General features: G+C 40.7%; 14 protein-coding genes. 13 read left to right on the forward strand and 1 reads right to left on the reverse strand.

What is annotated here, in order from left to right; genetic code table 11:
• Position 1: 1 nt before the first annotated feature.
• The 13 genes from dnaK to KJA62_RS03535 all read left to right on the forward strand — a co-directional run bounded on the left by dnaK (position 2) and on the right by KJA62_RS03535 (position 12,647).
• Positions 2-1,972 (forward strand): molecular chaperone DnaK, encoded by a 1,971-nt coding sequence (gene dnaK, locus KJA62_RS03475; RefSeq protein WP_213318634.1) that lies wholly within the window; start codon positions 2-4, stop codon positions 1,970-1,972.
• A 139-nt stretch (positions 1,973-2,111) separates the two neighbouring features.
• A complete protein-coding gene (locus KJA62_RS03480) occupies positions 2,112-4,244 on the forward strand; it encodes a ribonuclease R family protein (protein WP_281412403.1) in 2,133 nt (710 codons plus the stop codon).
• Positions 4,245-4,425: 181 nt separating this feature from the next.
• Positions 4,426-5,115: a DUF502 domain-containing protein gene (locus KJA62_RS03485; protein ID WP_213318635.1), complete on the forward strand. Its 690-nt coding sequence runs from the start codon at positions 4,426-4,428 to the stop codon at positions 5,113-5,115.
• Positions 5,116-5,238: 123 nt separating this feature from the next.
• Positions 5,239-5,403 (forward strand): hypothetical protein, encoded by a 165-nt coding sequence (locus KJA62_RS03490; protein WP_246481912.1) that lies wholly within the window; start codon positions 5,239-5,241, stop codon positions 5,401-5,403.
• Between the two features lie 16 nt (positions 5,404-5,419).
• Positions 5,420-5,578 (forward strand): small basic protein, encoded by a 159-nt coding sequence (locus KJA62_RS03495; RefSeq protein WP_213318636.1) that lies wholly within the window; start codon positions 5,420-5,422, stop codon positions 5,576-5,578.
• A gap of 33 nt (positions 5,579-5,611) precedes the next feature.
• Positions 5,612-6,079, forward strand: a complete 468-nt coding sequence (gene ybeY, locus KJA62_RS03500; protein ID WP_213318637.1) for an rRNA maturation RNase YbeY — start codon at positions 5,612-5,614, stop codon at positions 6,077-6,079.
• A gap of 17 nt (positions 6,080-6,096) precedes the next feature.
• Positions 6,097-7,263 carry a transporter associated domain-containing protein gene (locus KJA62_RS05210; protein WP_425513831.1) on the forward strand — a complete coding sequence of 389 codons (1,167 nt, stop codon included), beginning with the start codon at positions 6,097-6,099 and terminating at the stop codon, positions 7,261-7,263.
• A 218-nt stretch (positions 7,264-7,481) separates the two neighbouring features.
• Positions 7,482-7,832: an anti-sigma factor antagonist gene (locus KJA62_RS03510; protein ID WP_213318638.1), complete on the forward strand. Its 351-nt coding sequence runs from the start codon at positions 7,482-7,484 to the stop codon at positions 7,830-7,832.
• Between the two features lie 58 nt (positions 7,833-7,890).
• Entirely contained in the window at positions 7,891-9,759 is a 1,869-nt protein-coding gene (locus tag KJA62_RS03515; protein ID WP_213318639.1) for a DUF3604 domain-containing protein, read from the forward strand.
• A 37-nt stretch (positions 9,760-9,796) separates the two neighbouring features.
• A complete protein-coding gene (locus KJA62_RS03520) occupies positions 9,797-9,982 on the forward strand; it encodes a hypothetical protein (RefSeq protein WP_213318640.1) in 186 nt (61 codons plus the stop codon).
• A gap of 30 nt (positions 9,983-10,012) precedes the next feature.
• Positions 10,013-11,107 (forward strand): CofH family radical SAM protein, encoded by a 1,095-nt coding sequence (locus KJA62_RS03525; protein ID WP_425513839.1) that lies wholly within the window; start codon positions 10,013-10,015, stop codon positions 11,105-11,107.
• Positions 11,080-11,931: a menaquinone biosynthesis protein gene (locus KJA62_RS03530; RefSeq protein WP_213318641.1), complete on the forward strand. Its 852-nt coding sequence runs from the start codon at positions 11,080-11,082 to the stop codon at positions 11,929-11,931. Before KJA62_RS03525 ends, KJA62_RS03530 begins: the two co-directional genes overlap by 28 nt.
• The gene (locus KJA62_RS03535) at positions 11,928-12,647 is read left to right on the forward strand and encodes a ubiquinone/menaquinone biosynthesis methyltransferase (RefSeq protein WP_213318642.1); all 720 of its coding nucleotides are present in this window, start codon (positions 11,928-11,930) and stop codon (positions 12,645-12,647) included. The genes KJA62_RS03530 and KJA62_RS03535 overlap by 4 nt, the downstream gene beginning before the upstream one ends.
• Here KJA62_RS03535 and KJA62_RS03540 read toward each other — a convergent pair.
• The gene (locus KJA62_RS03540) at positions 12,644-13,660 is read right to left on the reverse strand and encodes a UPF0158 family protein (protein WP_213318643.1); all 1,017 of its coding nucleotides are present in this window, start codon (positions 13,658-13,660) and stop codon (positions 12,644-12,646) included. The genes KJA62_RS03535 and KJA62_RS03540 overlap by 4 nt on opposite strands.
• Between the last annotated feature and the right edge of the window lie 50 nt (positions 13,661-13,710).

The raw sequence follows: 13,710 nt of genomic DNA on the forward strand, positions 1-13,710 counted from the left end.
AATGAGCGAAAAAAGACGATCAGGAAAAATCATTGGCATTGATTTGGGAACTACCAACTCTTGCGTATCTGTCATGGAAGGCGGCCAACCCAAAGTTATCACCTCAGCAGAGGGAACTAGAACAACCCCTTCCATAGTTGCTTTTAAAAACACCGAACGATTAGTCGGAATCCCTGCTAAACGCCAAGCTGTAACAAACCCAGAAAATACTCTAGGGTCTACAAAGAGATTTATCGGAAGAAAATTCAGTGAGGTCGCTTCGGAGATTCAAACTGTTCCCTACAAAGTAACTTCCGGGAATCAAGGTGATGCTGTTTTTGAAGTGCAGGGAAAACAATACACACCAGAGGAAATCGGCGCACAAATCCTCATGAAAATGAAAGAGACAGCCGAAGCTTACTTAGGAGAACCCGTTACAGAAGCTGTGATTACTGTTCCAGCGTATTTCAATGATGCCCAAAGAGCTTCCACAAAAGATGCTGGCCGAATTGCCGGGCTTGAAGTAAAACGAATCATCCCCGAGCCTACTGCAGCTGCCCTCGCTTATGGTATAGACAAAGCAGGGGACAAAAAAATTGCTGTTTTCGACCTAGGAGGGGGAACTTTTGATATCTCTATTTTGGAAATTGGTGACGGAGTTTTCGAAGTGCTGTCCACGAATGGAGATACTCATCTCGGAGGAGATGATTTTGATGAGGCCATTATTGTTTGGATGATTCAAGAATTCAAACAACAAACAGGAATAGATTTAAGTAAGGATAACATGGCCTTGCAACGACTAAAAGACGCTGCAGAAAAAGCGAAAATAGAGTTGTCTGGTGTTCAGTCTACGGAAATCAATCAGCCATTCATCACTATGGATGCTTCTGGGCCAAAACACCTATCTTTGACGCTAACAAGATCTGCTTTTGAACAACTGGTAGAACCTCTTATTTCTAGAACTAAAGAGCCTTGCTTAAAAGCTCTCAAAGATGCTGGGCTCACTCCTGATCAGATAGATGATGTGCTTCTTGTAGGAGGTATGTCTCGTATGCCTGCAGTTCAAGAAGTTGTTAGAGATATCTTCAAAAAAGAACCTAACAAAGGGGTAAACCCTGATGAAGTAGTCGCTATCGGAGCAGCCATTCAAGGTGGAGTTTTGGGCGGAGAGGTTAAAGATGTTCTTCTCTTAGACGTTATTCCTCTTTCCCTAGGGATCGAAACTTTGGGTGGAGTGATGACCCACCTTGTAGAAAGGAACACCACTATCCCCACGCAAAAAAAACAAATCTTCTCTACTGCAACCGATAACCAACCCGCTGTAACCATTGTTGTTCTACAAGGAGAAAGACCTATGGCTAAGGACAACAAAGAAATTGGTAGGTTCGATCTTACGGACATTCCTCCAGCGCCTAGAGGACATCCCCAAATTGAAGTATGTTTCGATATTGATGCTAACGGTATCCTACACGTTTCAGCGAAAGATGTCGCCAGCGGCAAAGAACAAAAAATTCGCATCGAAGCTGGTTCCGGATTAAAAGAAGATGAGATCCAGCGTATGATCCAAGAGGCTGAAGCCAATAAAGAAGAAGATAAAAAACGTCGAGAAGAAAGCGAGATCAAAAACGAAGCAGATAGTAATGCCTTCAGGGCAACCAAGGCGTTGAGCGATTATAAAGACCAAATACCTGAAACTCTCGCAAAAGAAATTCAGGAAAAAGTCGATGCTGTACGCAAAGCTCTCAAAGATGAAGCTCCTATTGAAACCATCAAAGCGGCTTCAGAAGATCTCAGCAAGCACATGCAGAAAATTGGCGAATCCATGCAAGCACAAAGCGCTTCAGCGGCTGGACAAGCAGGAGGACCCAATATAAATACTGAGGACTTGAAAAAACATAGCTTCAGCACTACCCCTCCTAACAAAAACGGCGGAGCAGCTGCTGAAAATGTTGAGGAAGCCGAAGTAGAAATTCTTGATAAAGAAAATTCTTAACCATAAAATCCCTGAGCCCCGCCTCCGGCGGGGTTTTCTTTGAAGGTTGGTTACCCTTTTGAAATAACCAACTTTCCATTATATGCTATATTAACAAAGTTCCTCGCGAAAGCGAGTGCGTTTACTGGAGAAACTCCTTTTGAAAGCAAAAAAAACTAAACGTTCCTCTTCTTCGAAAAAACGTCCTTTAAAGCTACCTAGGTTCAGAAAATCCTCTTCATTTTTAGTTACAGGCACTCTTACCATAAACCCTAGGAAAGGCTTTGGCTTCGTCCACCCCTCAGATCCTAAAGATCTAGCTTTTGATGTTTTTATCCCCCCAGGGAATCTCAAAGGGGCTATTGAAGGTGATGTCGTTTCCGTGCGTGTTTCAGAATCCGGTAGCAACAAAGATGGAAAATATAAAGGAACTATACAAGAGGTTCTGTCCAGAAAAAAAACCTCTGTTGTGGGAACTATTATTTCCCTCCAATCCCCCCTAAAAGCCATCGTTTATGTCCCCACCTTTGGTCAAGATGCAACCGTGAAGGCGAGCCTTATCCCTGGAAAAACTTACCAAGAAGGTGATCGTATCTTATTAAAAAATGAAAAATGGACATCCAAAGGCTCTTTGTCTGCATCTCCATTTAAAATGGAGAGATTTCTCGGCAATCTATCCGATGCTTCTGCAGATTTTGCTACCGTAAAAGAGGAATTTTCTTTAGTGGAGGAGTTCCCTCCAGAGGCAGTTCTAGAAGCTGAGTCCTTTTCACAAGAACAAATTTCCCAGCTTACGGAAACAAGAAAAGATCTAAGGGACCTCCTTTGCTTCACCATCGATTCTTCTTCAGCGAAAGATTTTGACGATGCCGTTTCTCTGACTTATGATCAAGACAATAACTATATCTTGGGCGTGCATATTGCTGACGTGTCAAACTACGTAAGACCTAATTCAGCATTGGATAAAGAAGCAGCTAAAAGGTGTAATTCTGTCTATTTTCCCGGGAAAGTTATACCTATGCTGCCTTTCGCTCTGTCCGATGATTTGTGCAGCCTAAAGCCTAACGTAGATCGTCTTGCCGTTTCTGTATTTATGACTTTTTCTCCTGAAGGTTATCTCACGGATTATAATATTTTTCGAAGCGTTATACGAAGCAAATACAGGATGACTTATGACGAAGTGGATGATATCATACAAAGAAAAATCACACACCCTGTAGCAAAGACCATTGCAAATATGCATGAGCTCAGCAATAAGTTCTCCGCAATTCGAGAACAACGCGGCTGCATACGCTTTGTGACCCCCTCGATCACTATATCCCTTGATTCTAAGCAAGAACCTGTGGCCTTGGTAGAGAATTCTCAAACAGATTCTCATCGTCTCATTGAAGAGTTTATGCTTAAAGCCAATGAGGTTGTTGCCTACCACATCAGTCATCAAGGAGTCTCTCTTCCGTTTCGTATCCACGAGGAGCCCAATTCAGAAAGTTTGGAATCTTTCACTAGATTAGCTAAGGAGTTAGGATTTGAGATCACCTTTACTAACCAAGAAGAACCAGATTTCCAACATCTTCTACAGGTAACAGCAGCGGGTCATTCGCTAGAAAAGTTTCTTGCCACCCATTTCATCAGAAGCATGAAAACAGCCATCTACTCCGTAGAAAATAAGGGACATTATGGCTTGCGTCTCGACTACTACACACATTTTACAAGCCCTATTCGTCGTTACGCAGATCTCATCGTTCATCGACTTTTATTCGATTCTATGGCTGTTTCTGAATCCCACTTGGAGGAAATTGTGAGAAACTGCTCAAATACGGAAAGAATTTCTGCTAGAGCAGAAAACGATTACGAAACAATAAAAAAATGCCGATTTATAAAAAAATTCTTAGAAAACTCGCCATCAACCACTTACGAGGCTATGGTTATTTCTTCAACTAAGGAAGGCATGTCATTCTCCATTCCTGAATTTTTCCAAGAGGGTTTCCTTCCCTCCGTACTTCTTCCTGAGGAATTCAAAGAAAAAAATGAAGGAGAGATAAAAAAATATCCTCCAGGAAGCAAATTTTTTGTTCGACTAACTTCTGTGAATTTAATGACAAAAGAAGTTCTTTGGGAGCCAGTTTCCAAGAACGATCCTAAGGAAGAGGGACTGCCATCAAGTAAAAAAGAAAAAAAAACTAAGAGAAGACAAAGGTTCTCTCCAAGAAAGGAAGCCTCCCCTAAAACCAAGACGTGTAGGAAAAAAAAAGTTTCTCGTCAAAAAAAATCTAAAAACCTAAACACCAAATGAAAGTCCATTTAGAGACATTTTACAACAAACTTTTTACTTTTTTCCTGTTATTGATATCCTGTACCCAGGCAAAAACCACTCAAATTGAACCTAAAATAAGCAGTTGCACGAGTTGAAGGGTTGTCCTTCTAACCATGGAGAGGATAGAACCTTTATCTTCTTTGATCTTTTGGAGAATTAAATGCGAAAACACTTTATCACAGGGTTAGTAATTTTACTCCCTCTAGCAATAACAGTCGCTATCGTAGGAGTTATTGTAAATTTTTTAACCCAACCTTTTGTAGGGTTAGCCTCAAGTTTTTTCGAAAAATTTTCTTTCTATAGTCAACATAGGGCCTTCTTGAGGTTTTGTTTACAAATTATCCTGCTTTTTGGCCTGTTCTTTGTTACAGTGCTCTTGGGTTTCTTGGCTCGTCTGATGGTTTTTAAATCTCTACTATCTATCTACGACAAAATTCTACATCGCATCCCTATCATAAAGACCGTATATAAAGCCGCTCAACAAGTAATGACAACTATATTTGGGTCTCAATCAGGATCCTTTAAGCAGGTAGTCATGGTCCGCTTCCCTTCAGAGAATATCCGATGCATAGGTCTTGTCTCTGGCGATGCCCCTAATCCATGCTCCTTACCCGAAGACAAAGAGGATCCTCTAGTTACCGTTTTTATACCAACGACCCCTAACCCAACCTCTGGCTTCCTTACCGTGTTTCCTCGATCAACAGTTACGTTTTTAGATATGAAAATTGAAGATGCCTTCAAATATATTATCTCTTGCGGAGTGTTGTGCTCGACCCCGGAGTGCACTTCGCCTATTCCCGAGGAAAATGCTAGTACAGACGCACACGAAAATCATACTGAAAGGACCTAAATCTTGAAAAAATATTACCTGATCTGATAACCTGCACCTCCAAAGATGGGGATTTCCCCTCAGGGACCAGAACCTCTCTCCTCCGAGGTTTTGAAGTTTCAAAAGAAATTCAGGTTTGTAGTCATGACAAGAATGAGTAAACAGGCTAGGCGAAGAGCCATGTGCCCTAAAAAAAGAAAACCTAAGTATGCAATTAAGCATCCATCTCCAGCTCCTCGTATCGCGTACAAGGCTCGGGAAAATGTCGTAGAGAGCAACGGATTGGTTTTTATTCCGAGAATCGGTTAATCAAAGAGGAAGATTTATGTCTCGCCATCCAAGTTATGGAAAATCCGTAAAGGGAGTAAAAAAACGCAATGTTTTAAAGCGTTTTGAGCGCATTGATGTGTTAAAGAAATTGGGAAGGTGGAAAAATGAAACAGCTAAGAAAGCTACCGGTCTTCCCAAGACACCAGTGCTTTAGCACGTTATGTAAAATCAGGACTTGCTTCTATACATGAAAGTTTTCGTGTCGAATAGACAGAAGGGGGTGCCTATCTCCGCGCAGTCTGTGAAGCAAGTTGTTGGTTTTGTTGTCCGCCATCTCTCCGTGTCTACGGATCTTTTGTATGTCCATTTTGTCGAAGAACACACTCTGGCAAAGTTGCATGGTCGCTTGTTTAATGATCCCTCGTTGACGGACACCATCACGGTGCCTATAGATGCTCCAGGAGAGCCTTCTTCTCCCCATGTCCTTGGCGAAATCTTTATAGATCCAAAAGCAGCCCATAGATATCTTTCACGACAGGCGAAGGAAATAACTGAAGAGGCCTTATACAAAGAAATCACACGTTACGTCGTGCATTCCATCCTTCACCTAGTAGGTTATGATGACATAGCTCCTGAAGACAGACGAAAAATGAGAAGGAAAGAAAATTTTTACTTGTCCTTGTTGGAAGAAGCTGCTTTAATCCTGAGAGCTTAGCCACTAAGAAACCTAATATGCAAACTCCAATGGTTCCCACCCTCGTCTTGTTTCTTCTTTGCTCTCTAACAATTTCTAGCAAAGAACCCCCTCCTCCTTTTTTCTGTCGCTTATACAAGAGACTATTTCCGTCAAAAACAAATGCTAATAGTTCGTATAACAATATCTTATCTCTCTTCTCAGTATCCCTCTACCTTTACTACCCCTTAATTCTTATGAAAAATTATTCTGAGGAGCAAAAGCTGTGGCCTTCTCTTTTGTTAGCCATATTGCTTGGATACGTACTTCCTTCCTGGCTCTCTCGGCATCTTTCCTCGAGAGTAAAAAAACTTTTTATCTTTACCGGAACTTTTTGTGCAACAACCGTTCTGCCAGCAAAAAAGCTACTTTCCTTCCTCAGTCCCCCACCCACAGAAGAAGCTCCGGCATCAAAACCAAAAGCTGCTATCACTCAAGAATTTAATAGCAAACTGGAAGAAGCTTTGGTTTCTTTCGAGGATCTTATCGTTCGCGAAGTAATGGTGCCCAAAATAGATATCTTCGCTCTTCCAGAAGAGCTCCCTATACAAGAGGCTATGGCTAAAATCACTAGCGAAGGGTATAGCAGGATCCCTATCTACAGAAAAAGTGTAGATACAGTTACAGGAATAGTTTTGGTCAAAGACCTTTTATCCATACTGCAGCATTGCAATTCGGATAAAACTCTCAAACCTCTATCCTCCATTGCTAAACCTGCCATGTATACCCCAGAAATCAAGAAAGCTACCTTGATGCTTCAAGACTTTCGTCAGCATCGAAAACATCTGGCTATTGTTGTCAACGAATACGGGTACACTGAAGGAATTGTCACAATGGAAGACATTATAGAAGAGATTATTGGAGAAATTTCTGACGAACATGATAGTAAAGAAGATCTTCCCTATAGAAAATTTGGTAACTCTTGGATAGTCGATGGAAGGATGAACATTTCAGATGCCGAAGAGCTTTTCCAGCTGCACATTGACCATGAAAATAGCTACGACACCCTGGGGGGACATGTCTTTCATAAGCTCGGAGCTGTGCCACAAAAAGGAATGAAGTTGAATCACGAACAATTTGATATTGAAATTATTAGCTGTTCTGAACGAAGCATTGGAAAGTTGAAAATTACTCCTCTGAAGAAACCTTCTTCTTCCGATCAATAGACTTGCAGGGTCCAACAAAATTTCTTTTATAAAAAGAGCATCTTTACTCTATTTGCTTGCCTCAAAAGACTTTTTTCTGAAAATGCCAATAAGGGTATGGTTCAGGCCTGGGACGTATTAACATCCTACCTGCACATGAAGATGTATACCGCACATGGGCAGATCACAGTAGACAAAATTGTAAAACTGCCCTAAATGGCAAATAAGGAGACCTGAATATGAGTGACATTCGAAAGGAAACGCATGGGGATACAACAGTCTTCTTTCTCGAAGGAAAATTAGATGGTGTCTCCTCCCCCTCCATTCAAAAAACAATTTCTGAAGAAATATCTTCTGGAACTAAAAATATCGTTCTGGAATGTAGTAAGTTAGAATACATGTCTAGTGCTGGCATTCGGGTACTACTGCAAAGTTATCATCAAGCAGGGAAAAATTCTGGCAAAATAGTACTAACTACAGTCTCTAAAACCATAGAACAAACATTGTATGTAACCGGATTCCTTTCTTACTTCCATATTTATGCCTCTTTAGAGGATGCTTTATCATCACTAAATCAACAGGAAGATTGAGAAAAACACTTTTCTCCTATATGATCTGCTCCTTGTCTTATCTTAAAATTGTGGTCCTATGCGCAGATCCGTATGTTACGTCGACCCCTCTTCAGCCAGAGCCGGGCAGATATCTACATGGCAGTTTCTTTATAACCCAGCAATGCCCTTACCCAAGGGCACAAAGTTGAAATTCGATCTTCAGGGTTCTGGACGTGTTATCGATTGGGAAGTGCCCACTGCAGATCTAACCTCTCCTAAGAATGTCATCTATGCAAAGACCCCCTCTGGAAAAATCATTAAAGCCAAACCGGTCAGAGCCCCAGGCAAACTTGTCCCCCAATTTGAGTTTGTTCTCCCTTCTCTTGTTGATATAGGAGAAACACTAACCATCGTCATGGGAGTTAATCCCGAAGGACCAGACAATGATGAGTTAGGCAACGGGTCCCAGCTTTTTGTTCAAAGAAGAAAACCTTTCCTGCTACACGTGGATACTGGTAACGGGGAGGAAGAAACGGAAGTTTTTTCCATGGACATTCGAGGGAATGTTCTCAAAAAAATTCTTATTTTTACTCCTTCGTATGTCACCAAAAACAAACGATTTGATATCACAGTTCGTTTCGAAGATGAGTTTGGAAACTTAACTAATTTCGCTCCCGAATCGACACGTGTGGAGCTTTCTTACGAACACTTAAGGGAAAACCTCAGTTGGCAGCTTTTCATTCCAGAAACAGGTTTCGTTGTTCTTCCCAATCTTTATTTCAATGAGACAGGTATCTACCGAATTAAATTGCGCAACTTGTCAACTAACGAGAGCTTTGTTTCTGCGCCGGTAAAGTGCTTTCCTGATGCAAGTCCTAATCTTATGTGGGGATTGCTGCATGGTGAATCAGAGAGACTGGACGCCGAAGAAAATATCGAATCGTGCTTAAGACACTTCAGAGATGAAAAAGCTTTCAATTTCTTTGCTTCTTCTTCTTTCGAGGGGTCAGAAGGTATTTCTAGCGACTTGTGGAAGTTAATATCCCAAAATATTTCAGATTTTAACGAAGAAGACCGGTTTGTTACCGTCCTTGGCTTTCAATACGCCGGAAATACTAAGGAAGAAGGCATCCGCCATATTCTATCTTGCAAAGATAACAAATCTCACACGAAACAGCGCGATAACAAGCATTTGCAATTAACGAAACTCTATAAAAACTCTTCTCCTAAAGATTTTATTTCCATCCCATGTTTCACAGCATCGAAAAAATATGGTTACAATTTTGACTCCTTCCATCCTGAATTTGAGAGAGTTGTGGAAATCTATAACGCTTGGGGAAGCTCAGAAACAACTGAAGCTAACGGTAATCCTTTCCCTATAAAAGGCTTCGACACGGAGGAAGAATCTGGAACAATCATCCACGCTTTAAAACGTAATAAACGTTTTGGATTTGTCGCTGGAGGGTATGATGATCGAGGGCCTTATTCTACTTTCTTTGATAATGGTCAGATACAGTATTCACCCGGATTTACAGGAATCGTCTCCTCAAAATATACTAGAGAATCCTTAATGGATGCTTTGTTTAAACGGCATTGCTATGCTACCTCTGGTCCCAGGATTATATTAGGATTCCACATAGCTCAGGAACCTATGGGTACTGAGCTTTCAACAGCAGCAAAGCCTGGTCTCATGGTCAATCGCCACATTTCGGGATATGTTGCGGGAACCAGCAAACTGCAAAAAGTTGAAATCATCAGGAACGGCGACGTTTTGCATACCTTTTCTCCCCAAGAATCCTTGCAGATAGACTACGAATATGACGACATGACAGATCTGTCCACTGTAGCCTTGTCCCCTGATAAGAATAAACCTTCTTTTGCATTTTACTACTTACGAGTAACCCAGGTAGATGGAGCTATGGCTTGGAGTTCTCCAATATGGGTAGATGTAGAGCCTTCTAAATAAAATTACTGCTTAACACATTATTTTAGGAGAAGCGAAGATGTCTGTTCTTGTTATGGTTCTATTATCATTCATTTTGATCGCTTGTTCGGCTCTTTGTTTGTTTGCGGGTGTTCTGTTTTTCGGAAAACCCTTAACGAAGGGTTGTGGGAAAGAAGAATGTTGCCGAAAAAAAAACTGTGAAAATAAACCGGAAAACTTGCATAGTCAACGCCCTGATGAATGAGATTAAGGATTGGTCGCAGTGGGTGGTGTTATCGATTTGACTCCTCCGGGGGCGCTCTGTGGGCGTGTTCTCGATAAAGTAGTTGGGGGTGAGCGGCTGTCTGAGGATGACGTTGTCGGATTGCTTGCTCTTTCTACGGAGAAGGAAATTTCTTTCATTCAAAAACTAGCAGATCACGTACGCAGTGCTAGAGTGGGTGACGTAGTTTTCTTCTCTTCCACCTACTATTTATACCCTACAAACTTTTGCGAGTTTAATTGTTCATTCTGCGCGTTCTACGCTAAGCCTGGCGATGCTAAAGGGTGGTGGCATACTCCCGAAGAGTTACTAGAGCTAATTTCTAAAGTTTCTCAACCAATCTCTGAAGTTCATATTGTCTCTGGATGTCACCCAGATTGCAATTTACCTTACTTCGAAAAACTGTTTTCTTTACTCAGGGAATATTACCCTAAACTGCACCGAAAAGGGCTCACGGCGGTAGAATACGACTACTTGGCCAAACTTCACGGTACAGATGTTAAATCAATCTTAGAGGCACTTCGCGATGCGGGTGTCCAAAGTTTGCCCGGAGGAGGAGGAGAGATTCTTGTTGATTCTCTCAGACAAACTATCTCTCCAGGAAGAATTTCTTCCGATCGTTTTTTAGAAATTCATCGGACAGCTCATGAGTTGGGATTAAGAACCAATGCAACTCTTCTGTTTGATCATATAGAAACGCCCCAAAATATTGCTGAGCACTTAAAAAAATTAAGAGACTTACAGGACGAAACACACGGATTTAAAACTTTGGTTCCGCTAAAGTTTGCTAACCAGAATAACGCTCTAGGCAAGATCTCTCGTTACAAAAATCGCTCCCCTCTCCGCCTTGCCTTGTTATTTGCCTCAATACGTCTATTCTTAGATAACTTTGACAATATAAAGTCTTTATGGAATTACTTGGGTATAACTAACGCTCTAGAAATGCTTAATTGTGGAGCTAATGATTTTTCTTCCACCCATATTGGAGAACAAGTTTTCCAGATGGCATCCTCCAAAGATCCCGTACGTATGGATATTCCTGGCATGCAAAAATTAATTTCTGGAATAGGTCGAAAACCTTGTCTGGTCAATTCTCAAACAGTTTAATCAAACTCGGTTGCGTAGATTATATTAACGCTCTACCTCTCTACTATGGGGGCATTCTTTCCTTTCCTTCTGTCGATTTATGGTTCGGAAAGCCTTCTGAGCTTTTAAGCCGCTTTCTAACCTTTTCTCCTTCAAATAGAAATATTACCCCTTCTGAAGTCTTTCTGACAGGAAGTACAGGAACCTTTTTACCTTCGGCAGCTTTTCTACCAACCTATGGTATAGCAGCCTATAAGAATATTCTAAGCGTAAATCTATATGCCAAACCTTCTTTGTTCTCCTACTCATCTACTCTATCAAAAATTGCCATCACTAAAGAAAGCTGTGCCTCTGTAGCTCTGCTGCAAGTGTTATGTAATAGACTATGGAAAATAAACCCGAAATTCATTAGTACCTCTACAGAAATCTTGTTGCAAAATTACTCTCAATATGACGGCATTCTACTTATCGGAGATACAGCTCTAAAAAACCAAATCATACAAGGATTAGTCACTTATGATCTAGCCAATGCATGGTATGAACTTACTCGTCTTCCCTTTGTTTTTGCTTGCTTTCTTTTATCCCCGAATTTTTCTCAAAAAAAACTTTTAGAAAGTTTTTTGGACACTTCTCTCAAATTCTTTGAACAAGATCCTGCTTTAGTCCTTACCAGAGCAAAGCAGAAGACTCTCCTCCCCATCGATTATTTAAAACGTTATTACTCTCATTGCCAGTATCGTCTAGGAAAAGAAGAACTTCGAGGATTAGACACTTTTCGTAAATATTACGAAGAACTATCCTCTTCAAATCATCTTACAAAACCAAGCGCTCTGCAATCGCGATGAGAAGTTCCTCAGAAATTAAGTTTTTTTTTAAAGCAATAGCTTCTAAATACGACTTTATAAACTCCTTACTGTCTTTGGGAAACCACCATTACTGGAATTTTTCTCTCATCCGAGAAATAGAGAAATTTACATATACAAAGCATGACATAAAAAACTTACATTTGGTCGACTTGTGCGCTGGCACAGGAGCCATAACTTTTAAATATCTGCGTAAATACCCTCACGCTACAGCAACATTAGTGGATTTTTGCCCAGAAATGCTTGCCATAGCAAAAAATCGAGGCGAAAAATTTTTTCCAAGGTACACCTTGATGGAGCAAGACGTTTCCTCGCTTCCCTTCTCTGATGAATCTATTCCTTTAGCATCTATGGCTTATGGATTACGTAATCTAAAAGATGTGAGGAAATGCCTAAAAGAAGTGTTCCGCACTTTGGTCCCTGGAGGTTTCTTCTATATTTTGGAACTTACAAAACCGGAGAAAAATTTTATAGTTAGAAAAGCTCACAAACTCTTTCTAAAAACTTACGTACCTTTCATAGGCAGCATTTTTACAGAAAATCCCTCCGCGTACGACCATCTGAAAGAAAGTATCGAAGGTTTACCAGAAATCGAAAAAATTTCCCAAATGCTGGAGGGAGAAGGATTCTGTATAAAGAAAACTAAGTCTCTCACTTTAGGAAGCGCTACGATATGGGTAGCACAGAAAAACTCCTAAGATTTCTTTTTTCTCCCCCTACGAGATCCTGCAGCTTTCGCTGATTTCTTAGACAAGACAGAGTCTTCGTCGTCGTCATCGTCATCATCATCGAAGAAAGAAAGATCTCCTGAACCGAGATCCTCTTCAGAATCGTACCCTAACTTAGCCGATAACTCCTTCAATGAAGCAAATCTTTCTGACAAATTAGCCAAATTCAGCTGATCTTCTACCCGACCGGCTCCTCTGAGGTGGGCTAAAAACTCTTCCTCAGTATCAAATTTCTCCGAGAAAGTAATGGAAGAAGCCGAAGTAATTTCTGGAAGAAAGAGAAAACGTCTTGCTGCGGGAGGAACCTGCGTATAGATATCACTAGAAACCGCCGTCTCTGCCTCTACTTTAGCTGTCTGTTTGGGGGGTCTTCCTCTTTTAGGTCGAGGATTCAAAGCCTCATTAGAATAATAAACTTTAGCCTTATTCATTAACAGCTGACGAGCTTGAGCTATATCCTTAGAAACCTTCGTATCAAAAAGATGCACTTTTAACTGTTCGAGAGTATCTTTAGAAAAATCTAAATCCTCCTCAAAAACAAAGTGAAACCTATTGTTCCGAAGCCATTCTATAATTCGTATCCGGGAGCGTTCCAAATAAAACTGTTGCCACTTTTCTAATTCTGACTCATGGTCATAGATAAACTCTAAAAACTGCTCTCTAGCATTCTTAGTTTGAAGAATCTCTAAAAACTTCTCCTTAGTATCAATATCATAGATCTTCTCATTAATGAAAGTCTCCATGATCTTCTTCGTTTCATAGAAGGTCAACTTAGGAATCAAACAGTATCTGTCAGCATGAGTTTCTATCTCTTCATAGATTTTTTTAAGATCTTCTTCGTCTTTATCCAAATCAATGTAAAGGATAAACCCTTCGACACGATCCAAATAAAAATCCCTCTCATCATCAGACTTTGAGAAGGCATCCATCAAGCGAAGTACTCTTAGTAGCAAAGGATTTTGAGGAATAGGATATGTAGTCATAAGGAGGGATTATAAAACAAGTATTCTTAGCAATCAAGAAAAGTTCTAGT

Origin of the sequence: Chlamydiifrater volucris (assembly GCF_902806995.1) — a bacterium.
In the GTDB taxonomy this organism is placed as follows: domain Bacteria; phylum Chlamydiota; class Chlamydiia; order Chlamydiales; family Chlamydiaceae; genus Chlamydiifrater; species Chlamydiifrater volucris.